Origin of the sequence: Polynucleobacter sp. HIN8 (assembly GCF_030297615.1) — a bacterium.
GTDB lineage: Bacteria > Pseudomonadota > Gammaproteobacteria > Burkholderiales > Burkholderiaceae > Polynucleobacter.
Map to the genome: position 1 here is coordinate 1,499,655 of NZ_AP028139.1, position 12,978 is coordinate 1,512,632.

At 50.0% G+C, this 12,978-nt stretch carries 12 protein-coding genes; 3 read left to right on the top strand and 9 right to left on the bottom strand.

From position 1 onward, the window contains the following. Positions 1 to 9 precede the first annotated feature (9 nt). The 7 genes from QUE65_RS07845 to fliF all read right to left on the bottom strand — a co-directional run bounded on the left by QUE65_RS07845 (position 10) and on the right by fliF (position 8,089). Entirely contained in the window at positions 10 to 753 is a 744-nt protein-coding gene (locus tag QUE65_RS07845) for a flagellar basal body-associated FliL family protein (RefSeq protein ID WP_286280490.1), read from the bottom strand. A gap of 24 nt (positions 754 to 777) precedes the next feature. Further along, on the bottom strand, positions 778 to 2,286 hold the full coding sequence (locus QUE65_RS07850; protein WP_286280492.1) for a flagellar hook-length control protein FliK: 1,509 nt from the start codon (positions 2,284 to 2,286) through the stop codon (positions 778 to 780). Positions 2,287 to 2,381: 95 nt separating this feature from the next. Further along, complete coding sequence (locus QUE65_RS07855) at positions 2,382 to 2,828, bottom strand: flagellar export protein FliJ (protein ID WP_286280494.1); 447 nt, start codon at positions 2,826 to 2,828, stop codon at positions 2,382 to 2,384. After that, entirely contained in the window at positions 2,825 to 4,267 is a 1,443-nt protein-coding gene (locus QUE65_RS07860; protein WP_286280495.1) for a FliI/YscN family ATPase, read from the bottom strand. The genes QUE65_RS07855 and QUE65_RS07860 overlap by 4 nt, the downstream gene beginning before the upstream one ends. Beyond that, positions 4,242 to 5,027 carry a FliH/SctL family protein gene (locus tag QUE65_RS07865; RefSeq protein WP_286280496.1) on the bottom strand — a complete coding sequence of 262 codons (786 nt, stop codon included), beginning with the start codon at positions 5,025 to 5,027 and terminating at the stop codon, positions 4,242 to 4,244. The genes QUE65_RS07860 and QUE65_RS07865 overlap by 26 nt, the downstream gene beginning before the upstream one ends. After that, the gene (fliG, locus tag QUE65_RS07870) at positions 5,014 to 6,111 is read right to left on the bottom strand and encodes a flagellar motor switch protein FliG (RefSeq protein WP_215369670.1); all 1,098 of its coding nucleotides are present in this window, start codon (positions 6,109 to 6,111) and stop codon (positions 5,014 to 5,016) included. Before fliG ends, QUE65_RS07865 begins: the two co-directional genes overlap by 14 nt. Before the next feature lie 13 nt (positions 6,112 to 6,124). Further along, a complete protein-coding gene (gene fliF / locus QUE65_RS07875; RefSeq protein ID WP_286280498.1) occupies positions 6,125 to 8,089 on the bottom strand; it encodes a flagellar basal-body MS-ring/collar protein FliF in 1,965 nt (654 codons plus the stop codon). A 223-nt stretch (positions 8,090 to 8,312) separates the two neighbouring features. Between fliF and QUE65_RS07880 the strand changes: the two genes are divergently transcribed. The 3 genes from QUE65_RS07880 to fliE are packed head-to-tail and all read left to right on the top strand — an operon-like array spanning position 8,313 to position 11,318. Further along, positions 8,313 to 9,446: a sensor histidine kinase gene (locus tag QUE65_RS07880; RefSeq protein WP_286280500.1), complete on the top strand. Its 1,134-nt coding sequence runs from the start codon at positions 8,313 to 8,315 to the stop codon at positions 9,444 to 9,446. Between the two features lie 13 nt (positions 9,447 to 9,459). Beyond that, positions 9,460 to 10,929, top strand: coding sequence for a sigma-54-dependent transcriptional regulator (locus tag QUE65_RS07885; protein WP_286280501.1), 1,470 nt, complete (start codon positions 9,460 to 9,462; stop codon positions 10,927 to 10,929). Positions 10,930 to 10,985: 56 nt separating this feature from the next. Beyond that, on the top strand, positions 10,986 to 11,318 hold the full coding sequence (fliE, locus tag QUE65_RS07890; RefSeq protein WP_215369677.1) for a flagellar hook-basal body complex protein FliE: 333 nt from the start codon (positions 10,986 to 10,988) through the stop codon (positions 11,316 to 11,318). 101 nt (positions 11,319 to 11,419) lie between these two features. Here fliE and QUE65_RS07895 read toward each other — a convergent pair whose 3' ends face one another. Both QUE65_RS07895 and QUE65_RS07900 read right to left on the bottom strand, forming a co-directional pair. Then, positions 11,420 to 12,670, bottom strand: a complete 1,251-nt coding sequence (locus QUE65_RS07895; protein WP_286280505.1) for a type II toxin-antitoxin system HipA family toxin — start codon at positions 12,668 to 12,670, stop codon at positions 11,420 to 11,422. Further along, positions 12,654 to 12,971, bottom strand: a complete 318-nt coding sequence (locus QUE65_RS07900; protein WP_286280506.1) for a helix-turn-helix domain-containing protein — start codon at positions 12,969 to 12,971, stop codon at positions 12,654 to 12,656. The genes QUE65_RS07895 and QUE65_RS07900 overlap by 17 nt, the downstream gene beginning before the upstream one ends. Between the last annotated feature and the right edge of the window lie 7 nt (positions 12,972 to 12,978).

Below are 12,978 nucleotides of genomic sequence, written 5' to 3' on the forward strand. Positions count from 1 at the left end.
TGAAGGTCATTACTGCATCACAAAAGAGCTAAACAAAACGGCTTGAACCGGTAAATCCATTTCGGTGACATTCCAAAACTCGGCGGCTGCACGTGCGGCCTCATTAGTAATCTTCTTACCCGTTGAGGTTTCTTTTGGAATTGCACCAATGCGTTCTAAGTTTTGCAAATCGGCGGTATTCGGCTGCTGTTGCAAGATATAGATCGCTGTTAACTGCGGTGCAATGATGGAATTAATCACCAGCGCAACCTCGCGCGCCATCATGGTTTTACCCTCGACGGTTGCCAACTCTTGCATTTGCCGTGAAGACAACACAGTGATGATCTTATCGCGGATCACTGGCATGAACTGCTTGACTTTACCTTCGGTTGAGGAATCGGCCGTACGCAAAACAATCTTGGTTTGCAAATAGTGCTCACCACCACGCCCTGGCAAGTTCACAATCATTTCATCCAAAGGGATGTAAATGGGTGGTGCATTTTGCTTGCGCTCAGTCAGTTGCTTTTTAAGAATGTTCTCGGGCTTATTGGCCTCGGCTTCGGCCGCTTTCTTGTCGGCTTCTGCTTTTTGCATGTACATATAGCCACCAGCACCGCCACCAATTAGAACAACCAACGCTCCAATAATGATGAAGAGTTTTTTCTTACTTTTGGGAGGTGGGGGTGCTTCGTCAGTAGCGGAAGCAGGTGCGGCAGCCGGTGCGGGGTTTGCGCCCGCTTCTAGCGTAGGTTCAACTTTATCTTCTTCAGCCATTGCCGATCCTCATTCATAACTGTATTAAGCATACAGATTTATACCTGAACTGCCCCCCGAAGCATCGCCAAACCAGCGAGAACTAACGGAATTTTCAGATAATAAACCAATCCCCTGTGAGGATCTATCGGTGGAATAACTAGGCTGATTGAATGCGGTTTGATTGGACCCAAATTGCTGGTTTTGGGCAAAGCGGCCTTCACCCTGGCGCAGATCCAAGGTCAGGTTTAGGCCCATTTGGGCAAATTCCTGCTTGAGTTGCTGGCCACCTTGGTCCAATCGGGCTTTGGCGGCATCATTGGCGCCCTCGACGATCAGATGGGCCCGGCCAGATTGATCGATGCGCAAATCAATTCGGATCGTACCCTGCTCAGGCGGGGTCAATTCCAGCTGAATTCTGCCACCACCGGCTTTCGCAGCGGTCATGATTTCCTGATGAAGGGGTCCGCGCACCATCGATGCGTCTTGCATACTCAATGCAATTTGCGTTGAGGTTGCAATAGGGGCTGATGCCTGAGCGGTTTGAGCTGCAGAGAGGAAGTTTCCGGATGCATCATCGACTGGTAGCAAATCAAGGTCTTTACTCGGCTTAGCGCTCGCGCCATGGATGAGATTGAAATCTTTGAGAGCATACTCATCCAAAGTGCTCTGGGCTGCAATTAATTCGCTAAGGCTACTTGCCTGCTCTACATTTTGCTCACCGAGCGCACGCGCCCCTTGGCCCAAGGTAAATTTCTGATCAAGATCCATCAACTGCTTGATTTTGAGCTCTTGAGCAAGACTTGGCTCAACAGCGAGCACACGAACCGCATCCCCCGCCTCCACCGGTAACTCGGGGTTTGCTAAGGCGACGTTTGCAACCGATGCGCCCTGAGGAGTGCTTTGCTGAGAAGTGTTGGAGTCACGTTGAGCAATAAGAGCCATAAGCGCTTTGGCATCAAGCTGACTTTGCAAACCCACCGGCATCACAGAACCGTCATTGGTTTGGGGGTTCAGGGTCGTAAGCTTTGCTAATAAACTTTGCGCCAAACGCTCTTCCATCGCTGCAATTTCTTGAGCGTTACCAGATGCCTTAGCGGTCTCTAAGCGATTTAAGAGTGCATCAAAACCGAGGTTTTGCAGCTTAGCGCGCAAGCCTTCAAGATCGAGGCCATTCATCATGCTAATTGTCTGATTAGGACCAAGAGCTTCAGCCTGAGTTCCCCATTGGCTCAAAAGAGTATTGGTTTGGTTGGGGTTTTGAAGTTGCAGTTGCTGCAAAGCGGCCAATAGATTGGCACGGGCCGTTTCCGAGTCAGCCTCACCTTGAACGGCAATATTTGCAGGATTTGGCTGCGTGCCATCCGGTTTTTGCAAAATTTGCAGTTCTGGATTGGGTTTTGATTCTTTGGTCTCGGGATTTTTCTTGATCTTGACCCGGCCCTCTTGGGCGGCATCGTCTTGGATTCGCAGGCGCAGATTGGTCGCCTGATTTAATTCATTAATAAAGTCTTCAAGCCCGCCAGGATTGGCTCTGGGCTCGTTTTTTGGCATGAGCGGTCCCTGCCCGCTTTGCAGCTGGCTTAGGCTATGCTTAGTAGGTACCGCGTTTGCAAAAGACATACGTTCTCCATAAAGGATGTCCTTTACTAAGCATTTTCCGTGCCAGAGTTGCGATTAAAGCGTGCCATATACCCATCCTCAAGCTGGGCAAGCTCTGCCCGGGCTAGCTTCTTACGGGCCTCAAGGTGGGCTTTGGCAACCAGCTTGCCAAGCCCCTGGGAGCGGAGTTTGGCCTGCATGGCGACTTTGAGGGCTTGTTCGGAGTTTACTGATAAGCCTTTGATTTGATTGCTAATTTCGGCAGAACTAAGGAGTAATTTTTCCCGAAACGCATTGGCATCCTGAATAAAAGCAACCGAGGTGCCAGTTTTTGCTCCTTCCATAATCTGGTTTTCATAGTCCTTGGCATAGTCCAAAACTTGGCGTTGAAAGCCTTGGGCTTGATTAACCTGCCCAGTCGCCCGTCTGGCATTCGCCATGGCCTGATCCTCCCGAATCTTGGCTAGTCTTAAAAGAAGTTCAAGGGTGTTCATACGCGGCGGATGTTTTGAAGGGCAGGGCTCGAATTGGGGTTGGCTGCTGGATCTACTTGGCTAGGTGCAATCGCATCGAGCTCAAGCAAGGTTTCGGGCATGGGTACACGATCATCCATATCTTGTTGCAAAAATTGCTTAATCTTGGGCCACATTTGCAATGCGGCATCGAGCTCCGGATCACTACCCGCCACATAGGCGCCCATGGAGACCAAGTCCCGACCACGCATATACCGGCTATAGAGTTGCTTCACACGTCTAGCGCTCATTAAGTGTTCGCGCGTAGACACCTTGGGCATCACCCGGGAAATTGATTTCTCAATATCAATGGCTGGATAGTGTCCGCTATCGGCTAGTTCTCTGGATAAGAAGAAATGGCCATCCAGGATTCCACGTGCGGTATCGGCCACTGGATCGTTGGTATCGTCCCCTTCAAGGAGCACTGTATAGAAGGCAGTGATGGAGCCATCGGGATTGGCGCCATTGCCGACGCGCTCAACGAGCTCTGGCATACGGGCAAAGACACTCGGTGGGTAACCCCGCGCAACTGGCGCTTCGCCAAGACTCAAACCAATTTCACGCAACGCCATGGCATACCGCGTCAATGAATCCACAATTAGCACAACGTGCTTGCCTTGATCCCGAAACCAGGTGGCCACATCGGTGGCATACGATCCACCTTTAGATCGGGCCAGTGGCGAGGCATCGGCGGGTGCTGCGACTACGACCGCACGACTAAAGGACTCGGGGCCAAGCGTCTCTTCACAAAACTCACGAACCTCACGACCACGCTCTCCCACGAGACCAATCACAATGACATCGGCCACACAGTTACGGGCGAGCATTCCAAGCAATACGCTTTTCCCCACACCCGAACCAGCAAAAATACCAACGCGTTGACCGCGACCGACCGTAAGCAACCCATTCACCGCCCGAATTCCGGTATCGAGGGGTTCATGAATGGGAGTTCGATCAAGCGGATTTAGGATGGTTCGGGATTGCCTCGTCATTTTTTGCGAAGCATCACCTTTGCCATCAATGGGTCGACCCAAACCATCGACGACCCGACCCAATAATGCTTCACCAATTGGCAGTGGTTTGGTCGCGACTTTCGTGGTGTAGCCACCCCCATAATCGACCGGAGTACTCGCTGGATAAACCAAAGCACCCGGGGCAATACCTTCGACTTGGTCAAGCGGCATCAAATAGGTAATGCCACCATTAAAGCCAATGCACTCGGCATCAAAACTCAGATCCCCTGCCTGCGACACAATCGTCGCGCTGGATCCAATACTTAATGGCAAGCCCTCCACCTCCAACACAATTCCGGAGACCCGTTTTAATTTACCTTCCCGAATTGAGCGTGGAGTGGCTGTTAAGTGCTCCCGCACATCGCTTAACTGCTCGGCAAATTCAAGAAGTTGATTGGTCATCAGCATTGGGGTTTTGTTCGCTTGCGTTGGGTGGATTCGGTGAGTTCGATGAGTTCGATGCGTTTGGCAAGCTAGGTAACTCCGCGGTCGGTGATGGTGCGCCTGCCAATCCGAGGGCGGCGCTCACTAAGGCCTTACGAGCTTCCTGACCAACATCGATTCGTGCGCCAGCGACTTCTACATAAGCATGACCAAACTGCACATCCGCATCGGGCAAGATCGAGCAGGTAAAGGGCAAGCCTGGATCGTCCACAATTTTTTTCCAGGTCGCAATTTCTTCGGGACGAATGCGCAAGAACAAACTCTCACCAGGGCGAGGCAAACGCATCAATGCTTCTTGCACGGCGGCTACAAAGGGGGCTCGTTCCATCGATTCGTTGGCAGATAAGCGTGCGCCGATCTCAAACGCCAACTGAGTTAGAGGTTGCGCCATCGCCTCAGGAAATCCGTCTAAAGTTTGGAGTAGCTCTTTGAGTGCATCGTGCAAGCGATTGGTCTCACCATGGGCATCGAGGTAGCCCTTTTGGTAACCCTCCTCATAGCCTTTGGCCTGACCTTCTTTGTATCCGCTCTCACGGCCTTCAATAAACCCCTGATTGGATCCTAGCTCATACGCCTCGTGATAAGCACTGGCTCGAATCGCTTCAACTTCTTCAACCGTGGGGTATTGAACCGGAGGATTTTTAGGTGGCTTAGGGGGTTTAGGAGGATCAAACGAGGGAACCTCCCACCGAAAAGGGATGGAATCCGGATCAGAGGAAGGCATCGCCTTGCTTACCTCGTTCCATGATCATGCGACCCTCTTCAGCAAGTGCGCGGGCCACGCGGATGATTTCCTTTTGCATCTCTTCGACTTCCTGAATCTTCACAGGTGGTCGTGTCTCAAGATCTTCACGCACGCCATCGGCAGCGCGCTTGGCCATATTCTTAAAGAGCTTCTCACGCAATTTGGGGCTGGCACCTTTGAGTGCAATCACTAAGGTATCTTGGGGAACCTCGAGCAACAAGGTTTGTAAAGAGCGGTCTTCGATTTCCAAGAAATCTTCGAACACAAACATTTTTTCTTGGATCGCATCCGCCAACTCTGCGTCGTAGTTACGAACGGTATCTAGCGCCATCTTATCGAGTCCGCCAGAGAGCATATTTAAGATCTCAGCGGTTGGCACGATGCCACCCACTGTGCTGCGACGGAAATCCGAATCAGGGCCAGCAGAGCGTGACATCACCTCGTTTAACTCCTTCAATGCAGCAGGTTGAACTTTCTCAAGCAGCGCCACGCGCAGAATCAATTCGTTACGCAACTCGTCTGGGAACAATTTTAAGACCGATGCGGCTTGCGCAGAATCTAAGAACACCATCACCGTGGCAATAATCTGCGGGTGTTCATTCTTGATCATCTCATACAAAACGTCGGATTCCATCCGCTTGAGTGTTTCAATACCCGACATGTCTAGGGTCGACTCCAAGCGACCCAAGAGATCCGAAGCTCCTTCAGCACCCATGGCTTTGGTTAGCATGTTTTGCATGAACGAGTCGGTATCAAACGCCACTTGCGCATTGTTGGCCGTGACATCTTTGAACTCGCGCAGTACTTGCAATACCAAATCACGACTGAGTGATTTCACAACCGCCATCTTGCCCGAGAGGCGTTGCACTTCAAACGGCGTCATTTGACGCAAAACGTTGGCTGCCGATTCGGCGCCGACTGCGAGCAAAATCACGGCGGCTTTGGAAGCGCCATCAAGATCGCTAAAGGTGATCGTGCCCGATTGCGACGCGCCTTTGACGCCCTCCTTCAAGGCATCGGCAATCGATAGTGTCTTCGGGGCTTCTACGTTCTCTTCTGGCATAGGGCTCTACCGATTACGCTGCGCCGCCAGCAGCAACGTTGGCTTCATTGGTTTTAGCGGCATCTTGTGCCAGCCACTCTTTAAAGATGCCGGAGACCACTTTGGGGTTGGTCTCGACAAACTCAATGGCATAGGCCAAGAGTTCATCGTACTCGGCTTTCTTCTCTTCCTCAATGCGTTTGCGAGAGTCTTCTTCGGCTTTCTTCTCGGCCTCGATTCGCATGCGCTCTTCCTCTTCCTGAATGCGTCGACGCTCACGCTCAAGCTCAACCTCCATGCGGCGCTTCTCGCGCGCAGCAGGCGACATGGTTTCCATCTCGGCTTTGATCTTCTCGTCAAACTCTTCTTCAATGCGCTGTTCTTCCAAGGCTTGGTCGATTTTCGGTGGGAACAAGAGTGGCCTCACAACACCAAAGAAGAGAATGCCCAAGGAGCCCACAATAATGAGGAACTTAAAGAGCTCTTTACTAAGTTCGATAACCCCAGGTTGTTTGTAAAACGGTGGCTCATCACTGGCCTCAGTCCGAAACAAGATATTGGCAACACTCACACTATCGCCTCTTTTTTCGTTAAAGCCAATCGCATCTTTCACTAAATTATTAATTTGCTCGAGTTCGCGGGCCGTATAGGCCACCGGCTTTTGGGGCTTGCCATCCTTATCGACCCCGCCAGGTTTGAAGTTCACGACAACGCCAGCCGATACACGACGCACTTTGCCTTTTTCACCCTTGATCCGCTGAATCGCACGATCAAGTTCGTAGTTGATGACATTGTCATTGCGGGTATTGGTCACACCACTGCCGGTATTACCGGGTGGCGCATTGAGATTTTGAGGATTATTGTTGCCAGCGGCTTGGGTATTGAGCGGTGCTTGGCCAGGTCCTGGGGGCTGATTGGTAAGCGCGCCAGGCACCCCAGATGCACCAGTGCTGCCGCTTGAGCCTTGATTACTTTGCTGACTACGAATCGACGCTTGATTGGGTGGGGTATTGCGTCCAAACGTTTCTTCCATGCGCTCGAGTTCGCCAAAATCCATATCCACGGTCACCTGCGCACGGACATTTTCTTTACCGGCCACCGGTTCTAAGATTGCTTGAACGCGCTTTGATAAAGCGCCTTCGAGTTCAGCGACGTACTTCAATTGCGTACTATCTAAACCGACTGAGCGCTGTGGATTGGGGGCGAGCAAACTTCCTTCCGAATCCACAATCGTGACGTTTGCTGGGCCAAGGTTGGGAACCGAAGAGCCCACCAAATTGGCAATCGCCGCAACTTGTTGGTTATCCAAAAATCGCCCAGGGTGCATGGTCACTACCACCGAGGCAGTGGGCTTTTCTTGCTCGCGCATAAAGGCAGTTTGCTTTGGAATCGCGAGCATCACGCGCGCTGATTTGACTTGCGAGAGGGAACTAATGCTGCGCGCCAACTCGCCTTCTAAACCGCGTTGGTAGTTCACTTGCTCAACAAACTGGCTGGTTCCCATTTTTTGGTTTTCAAGCAACTCAAAGCCAACGTTACCCGCTTTAGGTAAGCCTTGTCCGGCCAACTTCAAGCGCGTTTCATAAACCGATGACTCGGGCACTAAGATCGCCGCTCCGCCCTCAGTAAATTTGTAGGGCACATTCATTTGCTGTAAGGCAGCTACGATCGCGGCGCCATCGCGCTCATTGATGCTTGAGAACAGAACTCGGTAATCGTCTTTCCGGTTTGAGAGCGAGACAAAAATAATGGCCGCCAGGAAAAGAACTCCGGCCGCGAGAACGATTAGGCGCTGTTGGAGATTGAGGGAGCTAAAGCGGAAAATCAGTTCGCGCAGCTTAGCGGGGGTCGCCGTCTTGGCGGGAGCGTTGGCTGCCCGGGCTGCAATCGCTGCCATTCCAGTCGCAGGGGGTGCAGAAGCCGCGCTGTTGGAGCCAATATTGACTACAGCAGCATCTTTACCATCTCCCTGCAAACCTGGTACAGCTTCGTCGCTCAATGGCAGATTCCTAAATTAAATCAATCAATTACCGCTTTTTACCTAATGAAATCAGACCGTCTCCCAAGGTCGTTCATGGTTCACAGAACTGTCAAAAACGACCCAAAACAACTATATACGGAATATTTTTATCATTAAACCACTAAATGTTGATATTCTATAACATATATTGCCGATTTCTAGGAAAATTTTGCCGATTTCCCCTCCCCATTTACCCTCAAGCATGCCCGCTACAAGCCCCTCTGAGCCCACCAATGAGTCCGCTCAGATGATGCCAAACCAGTTGGCGGAGGCCTTTGCCCTTTTTTACGAAGAATCTAAGAAGCTTGAGTCGCAACAGGCTGATTTACAAGAGAAAATTAACCAGCTCACCCAAGAACTCTACGATTCGAACCATCGCCTGGGTATTTTGCTTAACGCCATCCCCGCCGGGGTTGTCTTGCTTGAGAACAACCTGGTGTCGTTGCACAACCCCTCGGTGCTGAACTTTTTACCAACCATTGTGATTGGGAAGGCGCTAACCTTGCCGCTCGATTGGCAACCCTCGATTGCGCCAGGTGAGTATTTAATTGAAAACGCCGAGGGTCGGCGCACCATTCAACTCGTGCGTATTGACGAGGGCACGCGCAGCATTGTGCAAATCCAAGACATTACTGCCAACATTCGTTTGCATCAACAGTCGCAACAAGAAAATCGTTTAGCCGCGATGGGCAAGATGGCAGCCAGCATTGCACATCAATTTCGTACTCCCTTAGCGACTGCGCTCTTGTACTCGTCGCATTTATGCGATGGCAAGATTGCTGCTGATGAGTCCCAAGAATTTGCCCAGCGCCTACGCAAACAACTCTTGGGTCTTGAAAAACTCTCGCAAGACATGTTGCGCTTTATTACCAATCGACCCCGCAAATCCGAACTTGTACCGATTACCAGTATTTTGCAAACAGCAGAGCAAGGAATTCGGCCCTTATGTGAAGAAAAAGGAGTAACGCTGCGATCGCAAATGAGCATTGCCAAAGATCAATTGGTAAATGTCGAGCAGCAAGCGATTGTGAATGCGCTCTTAGCCATTTTAGAAAATGCGCTGGAGGTCTCCGAAGCCGGTCAAACCATTTCGATCACAGCCAGTGGAAATCATCAGCGGGTCACCATCGTGATTGATGATCAAGGTCCAGGCATCCCCAACGCCATGCTGGAATCCTTGTTCGAACCCTTCTCCACCGGTCACTCCAGCGGCACGGGTCTTGGGTTAGCGATTGCTAAAAATGCTCTTGAAGCGCATCGCGGTTCGATTCATGCAGAAAACTACGACGGTGGTGCGCGCTTTACCATCACCTTACCTTCAATGAACTCCCTCTAGAATTGATGCCATCATGACTGCGCCCCATTCCGACTTTCCTGTCATTTTGGTTGAAGACGATGAAGACTTGCGTGAGGCCATTGGCGTCACTTTGCGACTCAACCATATTGAGTTTGTGACCCATCAACGCGCCGAAACCGTTTTACCCTTATTGCAACCTGGTTTGAAGACTGTGATCATCACCGATTACCGCTTACCCGGTATGAATGGGTTGGATCTTCTGAGATTAGCCACCAAAGAAATTCCGGATCTACCAGTGATCGTCATGACCGCTTTTGCTGATGCGAAGTTGGCAGTTGAGGCACTCAAAGCCGGTGCGCGTGATTTTTTAATTAAGCCTTTTGTGCCCGATCAATTAATTGAAATTATTACCCGCTATCGCGCACCTCAGCTTGCATCCGCCAAAACAGAACCCCAAGCGCTTGCACCAACTGCTAAAGAAACTCCAGAGCCCAGTCATCGTCCCGCTCCCGAAATTATTGCGGTTGACACGGCCATGATTCATACGCTTGCGCGTTGCGAGCGCGTAGCGAAGACCGATACCAGCGTGTTAATTACCGGTGGCTCGGGGGTTGGAAAAGAAATCATCGCGCATCACATTCATCTCACCTCCAAACGTGCTGCGGGTCCGTATGTGGCTCTCAACTGCGCAGCGATTCCCGATACGCTTTTAGAGTCCATTCTCTTTGGTCATGAAAAAGGCTCGTTTACTGGAGCTACCAAATCCCAATCGGGTAAGTTTGAGCAAGCCGATGGTGGCACCTTGTTTCTCGATGAGATCGGTGAAATGCCAGCTCCCTTGCAAGCGAAGCTATTGCGGGTCTTGCAGGATAAATTGGTGGAGCGCTTAGGTTCTCCGGAACCCATTAAGGTGGATGTGCGCATTATTGCGGCCACCAATCGCAACTTAGAAGAGCAAGTGAAGGAAGGACGATTTCGGGAGGATTTGTACTTTCGCTTAGCGGTCTTCCCAATTCACATTCCAGAGTTGCATAAACGCGCGGGCGATATTTTGCCCCTCGCTGAATTCTTTCTTAAACGCTATCGCTTAAACATTGGTCGCGATGATCTCGTCTTAGGGTCCACGGCATTGGCGGTCTTGCCCACCTACCACTGGCCAGGGAATGTGCGCGAGCTTGAGAACATCATCCAACGTGCGGTCCTCTTGTGCGATGGCGATGCGATCGAGGCCGAACACCTAGAAATTAGTCCCCTAGCGAGTAGCAATGCGAGTGGTTCCTCACTTCAGTCAAGGGAAAACCCGCAAAATGGCACAAATATTGCTTCTAATTCAATGACTCAGCCCAATGTAGTTGGTTCGGCAAGCGATATGAACTCGGTAGAGCGGGAACATATCCTCAAAGTGTTGGCCCAGGTGGGCGGCAGTCGCAGTAAAGCGGTCCAAATTTTAGGCATCTCTGAGCGTGCATTGCGGTACAAGCTCAAGTCCTACAAGGAGGCTGGTTTTGAGGTGGATAAGTAAGTAAATTATTTAACTAAAGTATTGATTTAATTAGTAAAGCTCGTAATAATTGGGATATGGATACAAAGAACCTTGATTCGATGATGGCAAGAATGCAGGCCATGCAAGCCGCCATGAATGGCTTGCCGGGTGCTCCTGCCTCCAACGAGGTGAAATCCGCGAACGGGGTGGATTTTCAGAACATTCTCAAAAATGCCATTGAGAATGTCAACAGTGCCCAAAATGCTGCTCAAGCCAAAGCACAGGCATTTTCTGCCGGTAATTCTGACACTTCCTTAGAAGAAGTGATCGTTTCTCTCCAAAAAGCCAATCTTTCTCTGCAAGGCATGATCGCGGTTCGTAACCGCTTGGTTGATGCCTATAAAGAAGTTACCAGTCTGCAGGTTTAATTCGTTTTGTAGGTGTTTTTGACCATGGGTGTGGTCGACAATTCATTGATCACCTCAATGCATTTGGCTGCACCGACTGTATCGGTTGAAATGGGACAGCCCTAGAGTGACGTATGAAAAGCTGCTCGCATCAACTCGATATCGCCTCGTGAAATTGCTAAATTCTTTGCCACTGCCTCCCAGGTGCGAGTAACTCCTAAGATCTCATTGGCGACTTGTTTTGCTTGGTCTTGAGTTAATTCGTAATATTGGGCTGTAGCAATAATACTTTCAAGATTTGCACGGCTATCGCCCATATCAAAATTAAGAGCATGCTCGGCTTTATCAATATTCGGATTTATATCAAACGCAGGAGAGAGGCGCCAACCCGTTGGCATCAAAATAAAGCCATGATTTCTTAGGTGGTCATCGCGATTACTAATTGCCGCATTGAATACCACTCTTCGAAACAATTGTGCTAAATCATCTTTAATCGCTCCCTTGGCGCCACGAGTCATGATGAACTCCGCAATATCAAGGTAACTTGCATCATCGCTAGACTCTTTTTTTAACATGGTCATGGCCGATGCATAATGAATCCGTTGGTCGTCAACACGATCAAATCGCTTAACAGCGAAGGTTCTATAGTGCTTGCCTAGCTTAAGCAACTTTGCTTGCGGCATTTGGATATTGGCCCGAATTGCTAACTGGTAAGACAACATCTCCCAAGCCCCAATATCTCTGTCATCATCTTTCGCTGGGAATTTAGCAATCCAAAGCGATCCATCCTTATCAGTAAAGTTGGCTTTTGGCCTTGCTCCCCCTAAAGATGCGCCAGGAGCGACTAAGACCCTGAGCCATCTTCTTAGATTATCCAAATCATCTATATTTTTATCACTCAGCTGTTGGGCAACATTCTCCAACTCCGCTAACTGAGTTACGGGAGGTGCAGATAAGTCATGTGAAGCTAAAAATACGTCTGTTTCAGGATACTTAAAACGTAATGCCCCTTGCCGAGTTTGGTCTTGGACTCCAATCAGATAATCCCATGCATAAAGCGTACGAGTCTCTCGACCCTCATCTTTGGCCTCCATTGCCTCACGTCGCTTCATTAAGGTTTGCCCCCACCGATCTGGTGAAGAATCTAAAAAAACACCAAAGTTTCCTTGCGCAGGGTTGGGATGAAAAATCGCGTTATCTAAAGATAAGTCAGGATCAATATCAAATCGTTTTGGGTGAGATAGCCATGCTTCGTTGTAATTAAAACGTACGTTACCTCGGTCATGCTTCAAATGACCAATCTTGATGGGCCTTTTTTCAATAAAGCTCACATCAATCCATACCTCTAAATCATGGTTATTCACTTCTGCCACTCTGTTTCCCTGCTTTCGATAACTCCAAATCCTGTAAGCGCCGTCCAAGCAAATCATCCTTGACGAGCAAATTAAAATCCTCTTGCAGCTGCAACGCAGCCATGATTCTGAGATAGGTACCAATCGCCACTGCTGGAAAGCCTTGCTCTGCCCGATGCAGAGTTGTTCTTGAAATAGAGGATCGCTCAGCCAGAACTTCTGCGGATATACCTCGACGCAAACGGGCAAGCCTTATGCGCTCCCCTAGTCCGGCTAGGATTTTCTGTTCCGATGGGAAAATGGGCTGTGGTTTACTTGGCATGTATCAC

What these genes read in the sequence shown, in the direction of transcription:
- QUE65_RS07885 (WP_286280501.1), top strand. Translation starts at nt 9,460, where the DNA reads ATGACTGCGCCCCATTCCGACTTTCCTGTCATTTTGGTTGAAGACGAT.
- QUE65_RS07860 (WP_286280495.1), bottom strand. Translation starts at nt 4,267, where the DNA reads ATGCTGATGACCAATCAACTTCTTGAATTTGCCGAGCAGTTAAGCGAT.
- QUE65_RS07850 (WP_286280492.1), bottom strand. Translation starts at nt 2,286, where the DNA reads ATGCCAAAAAACGAGCCCAGAGCCAATCCTGGCGGGCTTGAAGACTTT.
- QUE65_RS07855 (WP_286280494.1), bottom strand. Translation starts at nt 2,828, where the DNA reads ATGAACACCCTTGAACTTCTTTTAAGACTAGCCAAGATTCGGGAGGAT.
- QUE65_RS07880 (WP_286280500.1), top strand. Translation starts at nt 8,313, where the DNA reads ATGCCCGCTACAAGCCCCTCTGAGCCCACCAATGAGTCCGCTCAGATG.
- QUE65_RS07865 (WP_286280496.1), bottom strand. Translation starts at nt 5,027, where the DNA reads ATGCCTTCCTCTGATCCGGATTCCATCCCTTTTCGGTGGGAGGTTCCC.
- QUE65_RS07900 (WP_286280506.1), bottom strand. Translation starts at nt 12,971, where the DNA reads ATGCCAAGTAAACCACAGCCCATTTTCCCATCGGAACAGAAAATCCTA.
- QUE65_RS07845 (WP_286280490.1), bottom strand. Translation starts at nt 753, where the DNA reads ATGGCTGAAGAAGATAAAGTTGAACCTACGCTAGAAGCGGGCGCAAAC.
- fliE (WP_215369677.1), top strand. Translation starts at nt 10,986, where the DNA reads ATGGATACAAAGAACCTTGATTCGATGATGGCAAGAATGCAGGCCATG.
- fliG (WP_215369670.1), bottom strand. Translation starts at nt 6,111, where the DNA reads ATGCCAGAAGAGAACGTAGAAGCCCCGAAGACACTATCGATTGCCGAT.